This is a genomic window from Desulfitobacterium hafniense DCB-2, assembly GCF_000021925.1.
GTDB classification, from domain to species: domain Bacteria; phylum Bacillota; class Desulfitobacteriia; order Desulfitobacteriales; family Desulfitobacteriaceae; genus Desulfitobacterium; species Desulfitobacterium hafniense.
Map to the genome: position 1 here is coordinate 5,234,670 of NC_011830.1, position 18,687 is coordinate 5,253,356.

General features: G+C 50.0%; 17 protein-coding genes and 3 tRNA genes. 1 reads left to right on the forward strand and 19 read right to left on the reverse strand.

Annotation, left to right across the window (positions count from 1 at the left end; genetic code table 11):
- Window positions 1-60: 60 nt before the first annotated feature.
- A complete protein-coding gene (locus DHAF_RS24470; RefSeq protein WP_015945530.1) occupies window positions 61-948 on the reverse strand; it encodes a LysR family transcriptional regulator in 888 nt (295 codons plus the stop codon).
- Window positions 949-1,079: 131 nt separating this feature from the next.
- Here DHAF_RS24470 and DHAF_RS24475 point away from each other — a divergent pair, with 131 nt between their 5' ends.
- A complete protein-coding gene (locus DHAF_RS24475; protein ID WP_015945531.1) occupies window positions 1,080-2,270 on the forward strand; it encodes a coenzyme F420-0:L-glutamate ligase in 1,191 nt (396 codons plus the stop codon).
- A 171-nt stretch (window positions 2,271-2,441) separates the two neighbouring features.
- Here the strand turns inward: DHAF_RS24475 and rlmH are convergent, their stop codons facing one another.
- From rlmH to purB, 18 genes are all read right to left on the reverse strand, one after another.
- A complete protein-coding gene (rlmH, locus tag DHAF_RS24480; RefSeq protein ID WP_015945532.1) occupies window positions 2,442-2,924 on the reverse strand; it encodes a 23S rRNA (pseudouridine(1915)-N(3))-methyltransferase RlmH in 483 nt (160 codons plus the stop codon).
- A 107-nt stretch (window positions 2,925-3,031) separates the two neighbouring features.
- A complete protein-coding gene (locus DHAF_RS24485; RefSeq protein ID WP_005815222.1) occupies window positions 3,032-4,189 on the reverse strand; it encodes a S1C family serine protease in 1,158 nt (385 codons plus the stop codon).
- Window positions 4,190-4,209: 20 nt separating this feature from the next.
- Window positions 4,210-5,022, reverse strand: coding sequence for an MBL fold metallo-hydrolase (locus DHAF_RS24490; protein WP_005815219.1), 813 nt, complete (start codon window positions 5,020-5,022; stop codon window positions 4,210-4,212).
- A 111-nt stretch (window positions 5,023-5,133) separates the two neighbouring features.
- Window positions 5,134-5,778: a tetratricopeptide repeat protein gene (locus DHAF_RS24495; RefSeq protein ID WP_015945533.1), complete on the reverse strand. Its 645-nt coding sequence runs from the start codon at window positions 5,776-5,778 to the stop codon at window positions 5,134-5,136.
- A 112-nt stretch (window positions 5,779-5,890) separates the two neighbouring features.
- The gene (locus tag DHAF_RS24500) at window positions 5,891-7,897 is read right to left on the reverse strand and encodes a molybdopterin-containing oxidoreductase family protein (RefSeq protein ID WP_015945534.1); all 2,007 of its coding nucleotides are present in this window, start codon (window positions 7,895-7,897) and stop codon (window positions 5,891-5,893) included.
- A 33-nt stretch (window positions 7,898-7,930) separates the two neighbouring features.
- The gene (gene scfB / locus DHAF_RS24505; protein ID WP_011462310.1) at window positions 7,931-9,361 is read right to left on the reverse strand and encodes a thioether cross-link-forming SCIFF peptide maturase; all 1,431 of its coding nucleotides are present in this window, start codon (window positions 9,359-9,361) and stop codon (window positions 7,931-7,933) included.
- 135 nt (window positions 9,362-9,496) lie between these two features.
- Window positions 9,497-9,637: a six-cysteine ranthipeptide SCIFF gene (gene scfA / locus DHAF_RS25525; protein WP_005815210.1), complete on the reverse strand. Its 141-nt coding sequence runs from the start codon at window positions 9,635-9,637 to the stop codon at window positions 9,497-9,499.
- Between the two features lie 78 nt (window positions 9,638-9,715).
- Window positions 9,716-10,264 (reverse strand): hypothetical protein, encoded by a 549-nt coding sequence (locus DHAF_RS24510; RefSeq protein WP_005815208.1) that lies wholly within the window; start codon window positions 10,262-10,264, stop codon window positions 9,716-9,718.
- A 201-nt stretch (window positions 10,265-10,465) separates the two neighbouring features.
- Window positions 10,466-10,541, reverse strand: a tRNA-Phe gene (locus tag DHAF_RS24515).
- Window positions 10,542-10,546: 5 nt separating this feature from the next.
- A tRNA-Glu gene (locus tag DHAF_RS24520) sits at window positions 10,547-10,622 on the reverse strand.
- Window positions 10,623-10,739: 117 nt separating this feature from the next.
- Window positions 10,740-11,441 carry an ABC transporter ATP-binding protein gene (locus DHAF_RS24525; protein ID WP_005815204.1) on the reverse strand — a complete coding sequence of 234 codons (702 nt, stop codon included), beginning with the start codon at window positions 11,439-11,441 and terminating at the stop codon, window positions 10,740-10,742.
- A gap of 5 nt (window positions 11,442-11,446) precedes the next feature.
- Window positions 11,447-12,241 (reverse strand): ABC transporter ATP-binding protein, encoded by a 795-nt coding sequence (locus DHAF_RS24530; protein ID WP_005815202.1) that lies wholly within the window; start codon window positions 12,239-12,241, stop codon window positions 11,447-11,449.
- Window positions 12,234-13,310, reverse strand: a complete 1,077-nt coding sequence (locus DHAF_RS24535; protein ID WP_005815200.1) for a branched-chain amino acid ABC transporter permease — start codon at window positions 13,308-13,310, stop codon at window positions 12,234-12,236. The genes DHAF_RS24530 and DHAF_RS24535 overlap by 8 nt, the downstream gene beginning before the upstream one ends.
- Window positions 13,311-13,320: 10 nt before the next feature.
- Window positions 13,321-14,202 (reverse strand): branched-chain amino acid ABC transporter permease, encoded by an 882-nt coding sequence (locus DHAF_RS24540; RefSeq protein WP_005815198.1) that lies wholly within the window; start codon window positions 14,200-14,202, stop codon window positions 13,321-13,323.
- Window positions 14,203-14,351: 149 nt separating this feature from the next.
- A complete protein-coding gene (locus tag DHAF_RS24545; RefSeq protein ID WP_005815196.1) occupies window positions 14,352-15,542 on the reverse strand; it encodes an ABC transporter substrate-binding protein in 1,191 nt (396 codons plus the stop codon).
- A gap of 265 nt (window positions 15,543-15,807) precedes the next feature.
- Window positions 15,808-15,883, reverse strand: a tRNA-Lys gene (locus DHAF_RS24550).
- Window positions 15,884-16,051: 168 nt separating this feature from the next.
- Entirely contained in the window at window positions 16,052-17,335 is a 1,284-nt protein-coding gene (locus DHAF_RS24555; protein WP_015945535.1) for an adenylosuccinate synthase, read from the reverse strand.
- 48 nt (window positions 17,336-17,383) lie between these two features.
- Window positions 17,384-18,682: an adenylosuccinate lyase gene (gene purB, locus DHAF_RS24560; RefSeq protein WP_462676877.1), complete on the reverse strand. Its 1,299-nt coding sequence runs from the start codon at window positions 18,680-18,682 to the stop codon at window positions 17,384-17,386.
- Window positions 18,683-18,687: the final 5 nt, after the last annotated feature.

The following is an 18,687-nucleotide window of genomic DNA, read 5'->3' on the forward strand; positions in this document are numbered from 1 at the left end:
TTATGGGGGGCATATCTACAATGTATTTTACTTTTCCCGCCGAAGCATGTTAAATGTTTCTCATGAGGGTAAAATGATACTCTCGACAAATTTCTTAGCTGCAGGTGTCAATGGGACACTTTTTAGATAACATAAGCCGATACTTCTTTTCGGAATGTCTTCTTCCAGCTTCAGCTCATACAAGCTGCCATTAGCCAGATAGTCTTCGGAAAACTCTTTAATGACACAGGCAATTCCCAAGTTTATTTTGGCAAACTCCAGCATCAGATCATAGGACCCCAGCTCAAATACGGGGGAAAGGGGAAAGCCCTCCTTTTTCAGGAAACTCTCCACATAGTTTCGGGAATTTGATTTCTCCTCCAAAAAGATCAGCGGTAGTTCCATAAGCTGCTTGAAGGGAATGGGTTTTACCGTCATGTCTTTATATTTTTCCCCGCCGACAAAGATGTCGTGAATCTCTCTGCAGGGGATGACGTACAGGCTTTCATCCTGAATCGGCAAATTGCAGATTCCTACATCTGCTTTTCCGGACTTGATAAAGTCTTGGATCTCTGTTGTCGTGCCATTGAGTATATTGAGCTTGATGCTATGGTAGGCACTGTGGAATTCCTCCAGGTAAGGCAGCAAAAAGTAACGGGTGATGGTATCGCCAACCCCGATCCGCAATTGTCCGGCTTTTAATTCTTTAAATTCAAGGATTTTATCTTCTGCCGCATGGATCATGCCCAGGGCGGAGTTCACATGCTCATTTAAAAGATTTCCCTCATTGGTCAAGAGGACGCCCCTTGAGGTCCGATAAAAAAGCTGTACTTCCAATTCACTCTCCAGCTTGGCAATGGCTTGACTGACAGCCGACTGGGTCATATAGAGTTCCTGGGCTGCTTTGGAAAAGCTTTTATTCCTGCTTACTGCATTGAAGATGCGATATAAATCTAATTTGCCAATCATATTAGCTCTCCTTGTATCAGATATTATGAATATTAATTTTACTTATACCCTTATTCAAGAGTATAGTAGAATTGATTGAAAATTTCTACTTGCTTTAGGCAGACTATACTCTGATCAGAGGAGAGAGCGCATTGGAAAGAGTCGTTGGAACTACAGTATGCGGACTTCGCGGGCCGATCATTAACCAAGGGTGTAATATTCAACAGATCGTTGTGGATACTGTCCTCAATGCAGCAAAAGTTGAAGGCTTTTTGATCGAGGATCGTGATATTGTCACGATCACAGAATCCATTGTGGCCCGTGCTCAGGGAAACTATGCTACCATTGACCATATTGCCACGGATATTAAGGCTAAATTCGACGCGGAGACGGTAGGAGTTATTTTTCCCATCCTCAGCCGCAACCGGTTTGCCGTCTGTTTACGGGGAATCGCCAAAGGGATAAAACAGGTTGTCTTAATGCTGAACTATCCCTCAGATGAAGTGGGCAACCACCTTGTGGACCTTGATAAACTGGATGAAAAAGGCATCAATCCCTGGACCGATGTCCTGACTGAAGCTGAATTCCGCCGGCATTTCGGTTATATCAAGCATCCCTTCACCGGTATTGACTACATCGAATACTACCGAAACTTGATTGAGTCAGAAGGGGCAACCTGCCAAATCATCTTTTCCAATCATCCCAAGACTATTTTAAATTACACCGACCAGGTCTTAACCTGTGATATTCACTCCCGCTTCCGGACCAAACGCATCCTGAAAAACAGCGGTGCTGAGAAAGTCTATGGCCTCGATGAGATTTTGACCGAATCCATCAATGGCAGCGGCTGTAACGAAAAGTACGGCCTCCTGGGGTCCAATAAAGCAACCGAAGAGCGGGTCAAGCTATTCCCGAATAACTGTCAGCCTATCGTTGACGGCATTCAGGCGGAAATCAAAGCACAAACGGGTAAAACAGTGGAGGTCATGGTTTACGGTGACGGAGCCTTTAAAGATCCCGTCGGGAAGATCTGGGAGCTGGCCGATCCGGTGGTTTCCCCCGCTTATACTGCCGGGCTTGACGGCACGCCCAACGAAGTGAAATTAAAATACCTGGCCGACAATAATTTCTCCCATCTTTGCGGAGAGGACCAGAAACTGGCTATCTCAGAGTATATTCAAAATAAATGTGAGGATCTGGTCGGGTCCATGGAAGCTCAAGGGACCACTCCCCGCAGGCTGACGGATCTCATCGGTTCCTTATCGGATTTAACCTCCGGCAGCGGCGATAAAGGGACACCTATTGTCTATATCAAAGGCTATTTTGATAATTATACAAAATAATAAAGCACTAAAAAGAAACCCTGGCCGCTCCTTGGAGTGACCAGGGTTCTTTGCGCTGGTAAATTCCCAAGCGCTTGGGAATTTCGGGGGGAATCAAGGGGACAGGTCCTGTTTTTCAAATTTCCAAACGTTTGGAAATTTCAGTTTGGATAAGTTCCTCTATTCTCCTCTCTATTTATGATAAGGCTCCCCCTTGCTGATGCGCATGGCCCGATAGATCTGCTCCAGCAGCATCAGCCTCATCAGAGGGTGGGGGAAAGTCAGACGGGAAAAAGACCAGCGGTAATCCGCTCTTTTCCTTACTTCCCCAGAGACCCCCAAGGAACCGCCGATGATAAAAGTTACGCTGCTTTTTCCCATTAAGGCAAGTTCATCCATATATTCAGAGAAGTCCGGCGAAGTGAATTCTTTTCCCTGCAAATCAAGGAGAATAACATGCTCCTGAGGGCCGATCCCTTTCAGAAGCCGTTCACCTTCTCTATCTTTGACCCGCTCTTCATCAGCGGCGGAAAGACGCTCCGGACAAGGTTCATCGGCAATCTCCGTCATCTCCAGGCGGATATAAGCACTTAAACGCTTAGCATATTCCTTAATCCCTTCCATAAGGAATCTTTCCCGGATCTTTCCTACCGCCACGATCTTAATCTGCAGCATTGTGATATGATACTCCTTACTGATTTACATTATATTATGTAAAAAACAAAGGGAGGGTGATCACTGCTCATATCCTCCCCCCAATTATATAGCTACCCTGAATCTATTTAGTTGGCGATGATCTCAACCAATTTCACCTGAACATCGGTATTTTGCCCATTACGGTAATAGGTCACCGTAACGGTATCTCCCGGTTTAAACTTAAATAACTCATGGGTTAACTCCAGGGAGCTCCTGACCGTGACTCCCTCAATCTTCACCAGAACATCCCCGGCCTGGATACCGGCTTGAGCCGCCGGGCCGCTGGGGTCCACATTGGAGATATAGGCACCGGCAGGCCAACCTCTTTGGGCCGCCCATTCGGGTGTGTAGCGGGTGTCGATGGAGACCAGAAATCCGGGATGACTGAAGTAACCTTTGGCAATCAGCTGTTCGATAACGGGTATGGCATCCGTAATCGGGATGGCAAAGCCCATGCCCTCAAAACCGGCTTCCGCATTCTTAGCTGAATTGATCCCCACCACCTGGCCGTTGTAGTTGACCAGAGGACCACCGCTATTGCCTGGGTTGATGGCAGCATCGGTCTGAATTAAGTTAAAACTGGACTCTCCCTCGATTAACAAAATCCGGTTCTTGGCCGACACAACACCCTGAGTCACGGAACGGGCAAATTCCTCCCCACCGGGGTTGCCAATAGCCACTACCGGTTCCCCCACTTGGACTTGCTCCGAGTTTCCCAGCTGTGCCACGGTAAGTCCGTCCGCAGAGATTTTGAGCACCGCCAGGTCTGTACGAGGGTCCTGACCCACTAAAGTGGCCTCGGCATTTCTTCCGTCGGCCAAACTCACCATCAACTTTGAAGCATTGGCGACGACATGGTAGTTGGTAACAATATAACCATATTGGGCGTCGATGATAAAACCGGAACCTGTGCCTGCTTCAGTCAGACCGGCGCCGCCAAAAATCCGGCCCCGGGATTGAAAGTTGGCAATGCCTACGACAGCGGGTCCCACAGCTTTGGCAACCTCTACCGTTGGAAATCCGGTAGGCTGGGTAATCGTCACCGGCGGTGCAGAGGATCCTTGGCCGAGAATGACCTCTTTTCCTCCCCCAGGCTGATTGCCATATAAAGAAGGCACTAAGGCTACGGAGATAAGGCCGCCGATGAGCGCACTGATTAAAGCCAGGGCTATCGTAGCGAAAAGTCCGGGTCTGCGCCTCTTTGCTGAATAGTCTGAGTAATCGTTTTGATCATAATAACCCATGCCATGACCTCCTCGTCGGCTTAGTATTCTTCCAAAACAATCAGTTCATGCGGTGTATAGCGCGGTGCCACCCGCAATCTTAGATCCCGGTTTTCCTTGGCCACCCGGGATTCTTTGAGTATACGCAAAATGGTGGACAGGGCCGTTTCCGGTGTATTGTTTTCGTCGCTTAAATGGGCTAAAACAATGCGCTGGGTGTTTCCCTCGATCCACTGCAGAAGGCCCTCGGCCAACTGACTGTTCTCTAAATGGCCATAATTCCCGCTGATTCGCTTTTTGAGATACCAGGGATATCCCCCTTGCCAAAGCATTTCCCGGTCGTGATTGGCCTCCACCACTAAAGCGTCACAACCTTTTAAGGCTTGATGCATCTCTTCAGTGACGATTCCCGTATCCGTAGCAATCCCAATAGCCTTGCTTCGACCCCTGACCGGCTGCTCAACCTCCACCCGCACACCGAAGCTCTCCTGACTGTCGTGGGAGGTAGGAAAGACACGGACCCGCAGGCCCGCGCAAGTAAAAGCATCCCTGACCACCACCCGTTGTTCATCCTTGAGTTTTCCTATGGAGGGATTTAACTCATCCCAGATCTTTGCCGAGGCATAAATGGGGATTTTAAGCTTGCGCGCGACAGCCCCAACCCCTTTAATATGGTCACTATGTTCATGGGTAATGAAAATTCCTTCGATTTCTGAAGGAGCTATATCGAGGATGGCTAGATTATGTAGGGTTGCCTTGAGGCTAATACCGCAATCAACAAGAAAGTTCCTCTTTTCATGCCCCACAACAATGGAATTGCCGGAGCTCCCACTGGCCAGTGTCGCTAAATGCACATAATTCCCCTCTTCCGTTTAAACAAGGATATTATATCAAATCCTTTGTCTATAAAAAACATTTTCAAAATAATTTTGCGGCAAAATACTTTAGAAATGAAAAACTGAGGCTTATTTAGCCTCAGCGTTTGCGTCAGACGAATCTCCGTTTTCCGGTTGTTGAAATTGCTGGACAATCCCATCCTGGGCCAGCTTAATATTTCTTTCCAGTCTCTCTTTATTGTCCGGGGAGATGTTTTCCAAAGCGAGAGCCTTCTCCCACTGTTCAATAGCTTTGCCATAGTCTCCCTGGGAATACAGGAAAACCCCGTAATTGTAAAGACCGTTATAAAAATTCGGATCCTCTTGCAAAGCTTCCTGGAAGGTCTGATCAGCCAACTCATTTTGGCTTGTGTAAAAAGCGGCAGTAGCCATATCGACCAGGATGTTGACATTCTTCTCGGTCTTGAGAACCTCCTGATACTCCGTCACCGCCTGCTGAAGTATCGAAGTCGTTGTTGCCAGATTTTCTTCCGCCATATCCTGGGATAATGTTTGCATACCCCAATCATAATAGGTGTCAGCAAGAGCCAAGCGGGTTTGGGTATCCTGAGGATTTGCTTCCAGGGCTTGCTTTAAACTATTAATTTGATCCTGATAGTTTTTTCCAACTGTAGGGCGCATATCCCCCAGGAACATAAAGGAAGTTCCTACCAAGCTGATAATCAATAAGCCCACAATAACATACACGGTTAATTTTTGGGTTCTTTTCTGCACCGAACCGCCCCTTCCTATCCAGCAATCTTAATTATACATGCTCTTATTTTAACATTTTGCCCAAAGTTAGTCTATAAAGGATTGTGCACAAGAGAACAGGGGGCCTGTCTGCTCAGTCCACCAGCCATTTGCGCAGCTGGCACCGTGCTTCGTAGTAGGGTGTGCTTTCGCCAAAATCGGAAGCTTTCCCCGCCAGCAGCTGGTTCACTCCCCAGCCCTCCTCGGTGCCCCCCTCGGGCAGAACCACCGTTTGCGGGTGAATGTCCTCGGAGACAGACACCCAGGCCAAAAGCTGGCCATGCTCCGTCTCTACCAAGGCCCGATCCCCGGTGGAGAGGTAATACTTCTCGGCCAGTTGGGGGTGGATATAAAGGCGAAAGCCTTCTGCCTCCTGAAACTGGGAATGAAGGGCATGGTGGGGATGAGGGGTGATGAGATACCAGGGATACTCCCCTTGACTTGGGGTCTTGGTAAATTCCAGATTCATGTTCAGAGCATCCCGGGAACCTTCGAGAAGGGGATCAGCCACGGCATCCCCGTATTCAGCCAGGGCGATCTCTGAAGCCAGTTCAATCTTGCCGCTGGGTGTCTTAAACTGCAAATCCTGCCAGGCCACTTCAGGGATATAAGGGGTCCGCAGAGGGCCTTTCCTTAAACTCTCCAAAGTTATTCCATACTCGGCCAAGGGTGCCAGGACGTATTCCAGCCACTGCTCCGGGGTATAAGGAAAAACCTCTTCCAAACCCAGACGCTGGGCCAGCTCCGTAAAAATCACCGCTTCGGATCTCGCTTCATACCGGGGCTCCACGATCTTCCGGGTAAGCTGAAGGATGGGACTCCAGGAGGTGGCGATCAGGTCCTCATCTTCAAAAGCCGTGGTGACAGGCAGAACCAGATCGGAATGGCGGGCCGTCTCCGTCAGGGTGATATCAAAGGTCACCTTAAAGGGTATTTTCCGCCAGACCTCCCGCCAAAGCAGGGAATTAGGCTGTTGGACCAAGGGATTGGAGCGGGTCACTACAGCCAAACGAACCGGAGGATCCGCCTTGCTGATCTCTTCGGCCAGAAATGGATGAGGAAAAGTCCGGGACTGATAATCCTGAGGATCCATGGTGACTTTGTTGAGATGACGGCTATGGTATTGATAGCCGTAATGGATGCCTGCTCCGGGCTGGCCCAGATTGCCGGTCAAGGCTAAAAGAGCATCGATAGCGCGGAGAGTATTGCCGCCGCCGCTATAGCGCTGTAAGCCGTATCCGGCCAGGATCGTGACCGGCCGGGTACGGCTTATGGTCTGGGCTAATTCTTCTTGTTTTTCCACCGGTATCCCGGTCAGCATGGCCACTCGTTCCGGGTTGTATTCCTTCGCCCTGAGGGCAAAGGCTTCCAGCCCATGGACGGACCTGCGTACAAAATCCCAGTCCAGCCAGCCTTCCCGTAAAATAATATGGGCGATTCCCATGGCCAGGACGCCGTCACTGCCGGGATGAACCTGAACATAATCCTGAGCAAAATCAGCACTTTTCACCCGCACCGGATTAATCACGACGATCTTGGCCCCGACTTTCTTAGCCTCCAGCAAAAGGGGCACCATATGCAGATTGGTAACGGCCGGATCCCTTCCCCACAGGATAATGACCCTCGCCTGGCTGACCTGGGTCCAATCCCCGGCCAGAACTCCCCCGAAATCAATCTCCTGGGCCCGGTAGCCTGCTCCCCAGCACATACTTCCTCTGGGTTCCGTGACCCCGCCCAAGGCCTGGAAAAAGCGCCGGTCCAGCTCTCTTAACTTCCCATTGTGACCATAATCATAATGGTGAAGAATCCCCCAGGAACCCACTTCTTCAAGGGTCTCTTTGATTTTATCTGTTAAGAGAGTATTGGCTTCAGCCCAGGAAATCCGCCGCAATCCTCCCCGGTCCCTGAGAAGGGGGAAACGCAGCCTTTCGGCCGAGAAGACCCGTTGCGCCTGAGCCTGAGCTTTTGAACATACTATTCCCTTGGTTAGAGGATGCTCCTTATCCCCACGAACCTGGAGTCCTTTATCCTCGCTGTACTCCACAACAAAGCCGCAGCTGTCTGGACAGTTCAACGGACAAGCCGAGCGCAGAACGGTCATGTTTATCCCCTCCACAAACCATAATAGAATCTTTTATGCCTCTTTGATCTTCATATAGAGGGCTACTTCAAGGCGTTTCTTCTGAAACTCACACCCTAAAGCATAGACCTCGTTAAGTTGGCCGCTAAAAGCATGATTGGCCGAGTGGCAGCCGCCGCTGCAGGAAAAACGCGCCCAGCATTGACGGCAGGCCGCTTTGCTATAGACATGGGCGGAACGGAACTTTGCGATGATCTCCGGATTAAGAGGAACACCCTCTTGCCCCAGGGAACCCATTTTGAACTCCTCCTGGCCGACAAACTGATGGCAGGGATAGAGATCTCCTTCCGGTGAAATCGCCACATATTCATGGCCGGCTCCGCAGCCGGAGAGACGCTTGGGCAGGCATGGACCTTGGTCCAGGGCTACGTTAAAATGGAAAAAACTAAAATCTTCACCTTTGCGCCGGCGAGCCAGCAGCTCTTCCCCCAGGCGATCATAGGTCTTTAAAATTTCGGGAAGATCCCCTTCCTGGAAAGCATAGGGATCGCTGGGCTGAGCCACCACAGGTTCCAGGGATATTTGTTTCATCCCCAGATCCAGCAGATGGGTGACGTCTTGATCAAAGTCCAGGTTGTAATGGGTATAAGTTCCCCGGGCATAATAGTAAGTACCTACGGCATAGGGAGAGCTCTCGGGGCGTTTCGCGGCAAACTGCTGCAGGCGCGGAGCTACTTGGGCATAGCTTCCCTGGCCATTGGCATAGGGGCGCATCCGATCATGGACTTCCGGACGTCCGTCAATGCTGAGGACGACACTGATATCTTCCTGCTCCAGAAAGTTTTGTATTTCTTCGCTCAGCAGCACCGCATTGGTGGTTATGGTAAACTTAATGGTTTTGCCTTTAGCCTGGGCCGCCTCTTTCCCGTACCGGACAACCTCTTTGACCATTTGATAGTTCAAAAGGGGCTCACCCCCGAAAAAGTCCACTTCACAATGCTTACGATGAGCGGAGGCCTCCAGGACAAAGTCGATAGCCTGCTTGCCGGTTGCCACGTCCATAAGACCCCGCTGTCCGCCAAAGGCCCCGGTTCCGGCAAAGCAGTAATTGCAGCGCAGGTTGCAGTCGTGGGCCACGTGAAGGCAGATGGCTTTGACAATAGGCTTGGCCGGATAGGCAGGGCCTTTCTCTTCGGCTTCCTTTGAGAACAGGACACCCTCCTGCTGCAGCTCTTCCATCTCGGCAAAGATTTCCTCGGCTACTTCCTGAGGAAGAGGCATACCCTCTGCCTGTAACAGGGCTGTGACCGTTTCCCTGGCCAAAGGCTGATGCTCCTCCTGTAGTCTTTCCAGAACTTTCAGGATTGAAAAGGTCGTGTCATCTAAAATATGCAGGGAGCCGGAATTGACATCATAGGCAATCTTCAGATCTCCCTGTTGGTAGCTATGGACATTTTTTTTAAGATCATATCCTTCAAGGAACATGGGCGGTTTTCCCTTCTTTCTTAAACAGATAAACATAGAAACAGAACCCGCCTGAATCAGGTGGGTTCTCGCGACCTATGTTTAATCTTTTCACTTCGTCACACTATGTTCTGGTCGGGGCACTACTGACGAATACTACTTAACACAGACTTGATTGCCTACGGTGCAGGATGTTTTGCAGGCCGATTGGCAGGAAGTCTGACACTCTCCACAGCCACCTGTTTTTAAAGTTGCACTTAAATTGGCTTTGACAACTGTTTGAATATGTTTTGCCATCTTTATAGCCTCCTCTCGAACACATAAGAATTCGTCACTCATTATATCATGAGGACAAGTTAGTGTGCAAAATATAATTTACTTGGTTACTGTTCCTTGTTTGGGCTGACTGAACAAATAAAGAACATCGCCTTTTTCCGAGTATCCGGTAATATCGGCGTCAACCGAGGGAACCTGAGCTTTGCTGATCATAGCATACCAAAGGGAATACTCCCCGGACTGCACAATCGTTGCTTTAACGGCTTCCCCCCAGGTGGTCTTCACTTCAATGGAGCTGATTTTGGGTTCTTCCACAAATCCATAATAAAGATAGAACTTAGCGGACTTGTCCCCTAAATCCGAATAGCGCCACGACAATCCTTTAGGATAGGTTACCAAAGAGCCGCCTTCGGTTCCCAGCCACTTCCAACCAAAGGCATCCTTCTGAAACAAGCCTGCCCCCAGTTCATCATTATTGATATAAAAGACAATCGTCGCCTCATTTTGAACCTGTTCGGTATGGATTACCTCCCAATCGCCTGGAACCACCTTTTTGGCCTCCTGAACAGCCTCTTCAAGGGAGCCGCAACCACTGACTGAGAAAATCAGCAGAAGTGCAACAGTCACCAGCACTTTGTTCAATTTCACAGGGCTTCCTCCAGTTACATATAATCTGGGGTTTAAACATAATGTGACAAGGATTCAGTTTATAGTGTAGCTTATTTTATGTCTATTGACAATAGAATGATTGTTTGGCATAAGCCGGTTAAGGCACGAACAGCAGCCAATACAAAAGCCACACTGCTTGGTATACAGCATGGCTTAAAAACAACTTCCTTTAAAATCAAATGGTGCCTCAGGGCGGAATCGAACCGCCGACACGAGGATTTTCAGTCCTCTGCTCTACCGACTGAGCTACCGAGGCATACATGGTGACCCATACGGGATTCGAACCCGTGTTACCGCCGTGAAAGGGCGGTGTCTTAGGCCGCTTGACCAATGGGCCACTGATGGTGAGCCGTCTCACTCACGCTTTTGTAGTATACACAAAAGATGCCTATAAGTAAAGACCTTTGGACAGATTTTTTTCCAGCATTTTTTCTGAACGCTTCCGGGAGGCTGCTCAGCCTCCCAGATAGGCCTTGCGGATCTCATCGCTCTCGGCCAGTTCCCGGCCGGTGCCGGAAATGGAGATGGAGCCGGTCTCCAGAACGTAGGCTCTATCAGCAATAGATAAAGCCATCTGGGCATTCTGCTCCACAAGAAGGACAGTGGTTCCGGCTTTGTTCATCTCCTGGATAATGGTGAAGATCTGCTCCACCAGTATCGGCGCAAGGCCCATGGAGGGCTCATCCAGCATCAGAAGTTTAGGCTTGCTCATCAGCGCCCGGCCGATGGCCAGCATCTGCTGCTCCCCTCCGGAAAGGGTGCCCGCAACCTGTCTGCGGCGTTCCAGAAGTCGCGGAAACAGAACGTAGACCTTTTCCAACTCGGCCTCGATATCGCCGGAAGGACGGGTGTAGGCGCCCATTTCCAGATTCTCCTGGACGGTCATTTGCAGAAAAATCCGCCTGCCTTCAGGGACATGAGCCAAACCGCGTTCCACAATCTTGTGGGGTAGCGTGGAAGTGATGTCTTTGCCCAAGAAGTTTATGCCGCCGGTCTTGGTGCGCAGCAAGCCGGAAATAGTCTTGAGCACGGTGCTCTTGCCGGCTCCATTGGCCCCGATCAGAGTCACGATCTCACCTTCGTTGACCTCCAGGGAGATACCCTTGATGGCGTGTATCGCACCGTAAAAAACGTTGATATTATCGACTTTCAACATAGTGGTCAGCCCTCCCTCTTCTTGCCTAAATAAGCTTCGATGACCTGAGGGTTGTTCCGGATCTCGCTGGGGTTGCCGTTGGCGATGACTTTACCGAAATTAAGCACACTTATTTTCTCGCAGATGCCCATGACCAGATTCATGTCGTGCTCGATGAGCATAATTGCGATCTGGAAGGTATCACGAATCTTCACGATATTATCCATTAATTCGGCTGTCTCGGAAGGGTTCATCCCGGCGGCAGGCTCATCCAGGAGCAGCAGCAAGGGTTTCGTGGCCAGGGCACGGACTATCTCAAGCCTGCGTTGAGCGCCGTAGGGCAGAGATCCTGCCTGCTTCCCCGCCAAACCCTCCATATCGAAGATGGACAAAAGCTCCATGGCCTTCTCATGGGCCTGCTTCTCGCTTTTCCAGTAAGCAGGGAGGCGGAGAATGCCATTCCACATACCATAGTTGATATGATTATGCATACCAAGCTTTACATTGTCTTCAACCGATAGATTCGAGAAAAGGCGTATATTTTGAAAGGTCCGGGCGATACCGGCTTTATTGATTTGCACTGTGTTCATATTCTGCGTGTCACGTCCATCCAACAGGATGGTGCCATGGGTAGGCTGATATACTTTAGTAAGCAGATTGAAGACAGTAGTCTTTCCTGCACCGTTGGGGCCAATGAGTCCGGCTATCTCCGTACGTCCGATGGTCATGTTGAAACCATTGACAGCCATAAGTCCGCCAAAGTTTATACCCAGGTCCCGGGCTTCCAGCACCGGCAGCATGTTCACATCACCCTTATCCATTTTCCGCGCCCCCCTTTTCTTTTCTGAGCTTTGCAGGAAGCAGCCTTGCTTTTAAAGCTCCCAAATGGCTCTTAAAGGCGTCATTGTTGGTGGCCAGCATGATCAGGATGAGAACGATGGCATATAAAAGCATGCGGTAGCTGTTAAATTCACGCAGCAGCTCAGGGAGTATGGTAAGTAGGGTGGCGGCGATAATCGAGCCCCGGATATTACCCAGACCTCCCAGGACCACAAAGACAAGAATCAGGATCGAGGTGTTGAAGCCGAACTTAGAGGCAATAATGGTGGAATAATTCATGGCAAACAAAGTACCTGCGGCACCGGCCAGGGCGGCGGAGGTGACAAAAGCCATCAGCTTATACTTAGTGATATGAATACCCACACTCTCCGCTGCAATGCGGTTGTCGCGCAACGCCATAATTGCCCGTCCCGAACGGCTGTCAACCAAATTCAGTACGATAAACAAAGTAATCAGTATGAGGACAAAACCGATGGTGAACGTGGAAAGCTTAGGTATACCTGTAATGCCCAGGGGGCCGTCGATAATGACTCTGCCGCCTTCACCAAGGTTCAGGGCATTGGAGTCGCTAAGGAAGCTAATGTGCAGTCCTGCTTTATCCAACCCTACATAAAGGATGTTGATAATATTTTTGATAATTTCTCCAAAAGCCAGAGTGACGATGGCCAAATAGTCGCCTTTAAGACGCAGGACAGGTATCCCGATCAGAAAACCGGCTACTCCGGCGAAAAGAGCACCGACGATAAGAGATACGATCAGGCGCAGGATCGTGATGGGTATGATCTGCTCCAGGCTTATGCAAGCCACCACACCCGCAAAGGCACCGATACTCATAAAACCCGCGTGGCCTAACGACAGCTCACCAAGTATGCCCACAGTCAGGTTCAGGGAAATAGCCAGGATCACATAGGCGCAGATGGGAACCAGCTGCCCTTGCAGGGAGGAGCTGATATTGCCGCCGCTGATCAGCAATTGGACAATAAGATAAGCCACTATAACTAAAGCATAGGTATAGAGGTTGTTGCGTGTAGTTTTTTTCAATACGATCATAGCATCCACCTCATACTTTCTCGTTGATCTTTTTGCCCAGAAGACCAGTGGGCTTGACCAACAAAGTAAGAATAAGGACGGAGAACACGATGGCGTCGGAAAGCTGGGTGGAGATATAACCCTTGCCGAATATCTCAATGACGCCCAGCAGGATACCGCCGATCATAGCGCCGGGTATGGAGCCGATTCCGCCAAGTACGGCGGCAGTGAACGCCTTGATGCCGGGCATGGAGCCCGTGGTGGGCATCAAGGTGGGATAAGCGGAGCAAAGGAGAACGCCGGCAATCGCCGCCAGGGCAGAGCCGATGGCAAAGGTAACGGAGATGGTAAAGTTAACGTTGATGCCCATCAGCTGAGCCGCCCCCTTGTCCTCTGAGCAGGCGCGCATCGCCTTGCCCATTTTGGTCTTGCCGGTGAACCAGGTCAGCACGGCCATAATAATCAGGCAGGCGACTATGGTGACGATGGCGATGACGGAGATGGTCAGCTGGCCGTCGAAAAGCTTCAGAGAGCCATTTCCTACTACGGAAGTGAACACCTTGGGATTAGAAGACCAGAGCAGCAAAGCGGCATTCTGCAGAAAATAGCTCACACCTATAGCAGTGATAAGCACGGCCAAGGAGGTTGCCGCTCTAAGCGGCTTGTAGGCCAGGCGCTCTATGACCACCCCCAGGATAGTACATACCACCATGGCCAGAAGCACACCGAAGACCGGGTGCAGATTCCCCCGTGTGGTAGCGAAGAAGCAAACATAGGCACCGACCATGATCACATCGCCATGGGCAAAGTTCAGCATTTTGGCAATGCCGTAGACCATTGTATAGCCCAGAGCTATGATGGCATAGACGCTGCCAAGACTGAGTCCGCTGATCAGAAAGGAGAGAAAGGTCATAACTCACACACCTTCATTTAGTTTGAGCATATTTTTTGAGCATATTCGTAGTTTGAGCAGATTCGGAAAAGGCCACATAACGGATAAAGGGCTGCCGAGTATGTACTCGGCAGTCCTCTCGACAAACCATTTGAAAGGGCAGCAGTTTCTTAGTCCATACCGACGTAGGTACCCTTTTCTATGACCATTCCTTTAGGTTTCTTAGAAACTTCACCAGTCTTGGCCCAGGTCATTTTCTCACCGGTAAGTCCGTCAACAGAAATAGTGGGGAATACTTGGACCAGTTTCTCACAGATATCGGCGGCCTTCATATCAGGGGTGATGCCGGCAGCCTCAATGGCTTTCTTGTAGGCATACACCACATCATAACCGTCGGCGGCGAACTGGTTGGGAGTCTCTTTAAATAGTTCCTGGTATTTCTTGACGAAGTTGACGGTACGCTCATCGGTAGCGTCGGCACTGAAGGGGGTCAGGAGCATAACGCCTTCAGCCAGGGATTTATCAAAGTTCTCCAGAGTCAGGATGCCGTCCATGCCGTCCACACCGAAGTATTTGGGGGAGTAGTCCATAGACTTAGCCTGCTGGAAGATCAGAGAGGCCGGGGTATAATACATAGGCAGGAAGATTAAATCGGCGCCATTTTTCTTGGCATCGGCCAGCTGAACGGAAAAGTCGGTCTGGCTGTCCTCAGTGAAGGTGGTTGTGGAGACGATCTCCAGATTCAGTTCTTTGGCTTTGCTAACGAAAGTATTATAGATTCCCTTGGAATATACATCGTCATTCTTGTAGATAATCGCAATTTTTGTGCCAAGCTTTTTGTCAGCGATATACTGAGCGGAAGCCGAACCCTGGTTGGGGTCGGAGAAGCACATCTGATAGATATTATCCTTGCCCTCAATGACAGCGGGAGCGGACGCGGAGGGAGTCAGGGCAAATATACGATCGCTGAACATCTCAGCACTGGTGGCCACACCGGGCGTGCTGGTCACGGAACCGAGGGACATCTGCACGCCCCAGTCCTTCAGCTTATTGTAAGCATTAACGGCCTTCTCAGCATCATGCTCATCATCTTCATATTTGAGTTCGAACTGGATGCCGCCCAGGGCATTAATCTCATCAACAGCTATCTGCGCGCCATTCTTGGCCGCGTTGCCGTAAATGGCTGCTCCACCGGTCAGAGGACCGGTACCGCCAATCTTAAAGGCGGCGGTTGCAGCCGGTTCTTTGCCGCCTGCGTTGGGTTCTCCGCCTGGAGCTGGAGCTTTATCCGTTCCTCCGCAACCGGACAGAAGACCAAGGGTCAGGACGAGAGAGAATACGATACCGAACATTCTTTTCATTATACCTTCTCCTTATAACAGATTTTATGATTATTCAAGTTTGCTGATATACCTATTCTGTCCCTCGAATAATCAGAAAGATAGGATAATTTTAGCCTCCAAGAGGCCTGCCTGTCAAGGTAAATATTATGCAACAGATAAATATCATTATGCAATAGAATATAACAGATAAATATTATGCATGGTATCTATTAGGGGAGATTCTTATCCATACAAATTAAAAAAAGCTTGCATTCCTTAGAACACAAGCGTTTTTGATAGATAATGGTGAGCCATCCGCGACTCGAACGCGGGACACCCTGATTAAAAGTCAGGTGCTCTACCGACTGAGCTAATGGCTCAAAACTCACTCACGAATACGAATTCTACAGCAAATTTAACGGCTTGTCAATATTTTTACTAAAAAATATCTTTCTCAAATAAACCATGCAAAATTAAAGCCGTCCATTTCTGAACGGCTGAACATCGATGTGCTTTATTCATCTGGCATTGCTGCGATACCTATCTACTTAGAAAATCTCACCGCGGACAATGGTCTGTTCTCTGCCGGGTCCGACGGCAATGAGCGTAACCTGGGTTTCCGTGAGCTGCTCAATCCGTCTGACATAGTCCTGAGCGGCTTTCGGCAGATCCTCAAAGCGAGTCACTCCTGTGATATCCTCCTGCCAGCCCTCTATAACCTCATAGACGGGCTCACACGCTTTAAATATCTTCTGACTTTGGGGGAATTCATAAATCACTTCGTTATTGACCCGGTAACCCACGCAGATTTTAATCTTTTCAAAACCGGACAAAACATCCAATTTCATCAAAGCAAAATCAGAGATGCCGCTGACCCGCACAGCATAGCGGGCGATCACCGCATCAAACCAGCCGCAGCGGCGCGCCCGGCCGGTGGTGGTGCCGAATTCATGACCATTCTGACGCATGAGCTCCCCGGTCTCGTCCGCCAGCTCGGTAGGGAAGGGGCCTTCGCCGACGCGAGTGGTATAGGCTTTGATGACTCCCACCACCCGATTGATGCGGGTAGGGCCAACCCCGGCACCGGTACAGGCTCCGCCGGCAATGGGATGGGAGGAGGTGACATAGGGATAGGTTCCGTGATCCAGATCCAGCAGGGTGCCCTGAGCGCCTTCAAATAAAACCTTTTCCCCGGCTTTCAAGGACTCGTCAATGACTAAAGAGCTGTCCGCCACCAAGCCCCGAATCTTTTGGGCATAGCCGGAATACTCCTGATAGATGGCGTCGTAGTCCAAAGGCTCAACACCGTATACTTTGGTCAGGAGGTTATTCTTCTCCTGCAGATTACGGCGGAGCTTAGCGGCAAACTCCTCATCATCAATCAAATCCATGATCCGAATGCCGATCCGCAGGGTTTTGTCCATATAGGCCGGGCCGATGCCCCGCTTGGTGGTCCCTATTTTATGCTCGCCCCGGGAATCTTCTTCCAAAGCGTCAAGTAAGCGGTGATAAGGCATGATGACATGAGCGTTGGAGCTGATCAGGAGTTTTCCCGTTTTTACTTTCCGTTCGCTCAGATAAGCCAACTCTTCCAGCAGCACTTTAGGATCAACCACCACTCCGTTGCCGATGACGCAGGTCTTATCTTCATAGAGAATTCCTGAAGGGATCAAATGAAGTTTAAACTCTTCTCCTTTGGCAACGACGGTATGTCCGGCGTTGTTCCCCCCTTGGTAGCGGACCACTAAATCCGCCTTTTCGGCCAGGAAGTCCGTTACCTTGCCTTTTCCCTCATCGCCCCATTGAGTACCTATTAACACTACGGATGCCATACCTGATTCCCCCGTTCTTTCTTCTTGAGCCACTAAACCATTAAGCCATTAATTGCCTAAGCCCAAGCGTTTAAAAATATCGTCAATATGCTTAAGATGGTAACTCCAATCAAACAAAGCGTTGATTTCCTCAGCAGTGAGCAGCTCCATGACCCGGGGATTTTCCTGAATCACTTCCCGGAAATCCCGGCGGTTATCCCAAGCGGCAAAGGCTGCCTGCTGAACCCACTGATAAGCCTCTTCCCGCATACAGCCCTTATCGACTAAAGCGAGCAGAACCCGTTGGGAGGAGGTTAAGCCATAGGTTTTGAGGAGATTCTCCATCATCTGATCGGAACGAATGCGTAAACCTTTAATAACTCGGGTCATTTGCCGCAGCATATGATCCAGCAAAATGCTGCTGTCAGGCAGAATCACTCTCTCAACAGAAGAATGGGTCATATCCCGCTCATGCCAGAGAGCTACATTTTCCATGGCAGCCAGGGCATTGCCCCGGAGCAGCCGGGACATCCCCGCAATCTGCTCACAGGCGATGGGATTTCGTTTATGAGGCATGGCCGAAGATCCCTTTTGTCCTTCGGCAAATGGCTCCTCCACTTCCAGAATATCTGTGCGCTGAAGGTTGCGAATCTCTGTGGCCATTTTCTCAAGAGTGCTCCCGAGCAAAGCCAAGGCTGTGACATAGTGGGCATGACGATCCCGCTGAAGAATCTGATTGCTGACCAGGGCAGGCTTAAGCCCTAATTTGGCACAAACCGCTTCTTCAACTTCCGGTGATACATTGGCATAGGTCCCTACGGCACCGGAAATCTTGCCGACCCCGATAGACTCGACGGCGGCTGCCAAGCGCTCGATCTGACGGTCGATTTCAGCCATCCATAAAGCCAGTTTCAAGCCGAAAGTCAGGGGCTCGGCATGAATGCCATGGGTACGTCCCACCATCACGGTAGCTTTGCTTTCCACGGCCCGCTGGGCTAAGGCTTCACGCAGTTCCCGCAAATCTTTAAGCAAAAGCTGCCCGGCATCTCTTAAGACCAAGCTGAGTCCCGTATCCTTAACATCGGAGGAGGTTAGCCCCAGATGCAGATATTTGCCCGCTTCGCCAATCTCTTCCACAACTCCCTGCAAAAAAGCGATGAGATCATGGCGAACCACCTTTTCTATCTCAGCAATTCGTTCCGGATTAACTTTGGCTTTGCTGCGAATCTCGGACAGAGCCTGGGAGGGGATCTCACCCCGCTCAGCCATCACCTCAGCCACGGCCAGCTCGACTTCCAGCCATCGCTCATATTCATAGCCTTCCCGCCATAATTGCCCCATTTCAGGATGTGTGTATCGATTAATCAACAAAA

Excerpts from the sequence above, each read along its gene's own strand:
- DHAF_RS24470 (WP_015945530.1), bottom strand. The coding sequence starts at position 948 with ATGATTGGCAAATTAGATTTATATCGCATCTTCAATGCAGTAAGCAGG.
- rlmH (WP_015945532.1), bottom strand. The coding sequence starts at position 2,924 with ATGCTGCAGATTAAGATCGTGGCGGTAGGAAAGATCCGGGAAAGATTC.
- DHAF_RS24485 (WP_005815222.1), bottom strand. The coding sequence starts at position 4,189 with ATGGGTTATTATGATCAAAACGATTACTCAGACTATTCAGCAAAGAGG.
- DHAF_RS24500 (WP_015945534.1), bottom strand. The coding sequence starts at position 7,897 with ATGACCGTTCTGCGCTCGGCTTGTCCGTTGAACTGTCCAGACAGCTGC.
- scfB (WP_011462310.1), bottom strand. The coding sequence starts at position 9,361 with ATGTTCCTTGAAGGATATGATCTTAAAAAAAATGTCCATAGCTACCAA.
- scfA (WP_005815210.1), bottom strand. The coding sequence starts at position 9,637 with ATGGCAAAACATATTCAAACAGTTGTCAAAGCCAATTTAAGTGCAACT.
- DHAF_RS24525 (WP_005815204.1), bottom strand. The coding sequence starts at position 11,441 with ATGTTGAAAGTCGATAATATCAACGTTTTTTACGGTGCGATACACGCC.
- DHAF_RS24530 (WP_005815202.1), bottom strand. The coding sequence starts at position 12,241 with ATGGATAAGGGTGATGTGAACATGCTGCCGGTGCTGGAAGCCCGGGAC.
- DHAF_RS24535 (WP_005815200.1), bottom strand. The coding sequence starts at position 13,310 with ATGATCGTATTGAAAAAAACTACACGCAACAACCTCTATACCTATGCT.
- DHAF_RS24540 (WP_005815198.1), bottom strand. The coding sequence starts at position 14,202 with ATGACCTTTCTCTCCTTTCTGATCAGCGGACTCAGTCTTGGCAGCGTC.
- DHAF_RS24545 (WP_005815196.1), bottom strand. The coding sequence starts at position 15,542 with ATGAAAAGAATGTTCGGTATCGTATTCTCTCTCGTCCTGACCCTTGGT.
- DHAF_RS24555 (WP_015945535.1), bottom strand. The coding sequence starts at position 17,335 with ATGGCATCCGTAGTGTTAATAGGTACTCAATGGGGCGATGAGGGAAAA.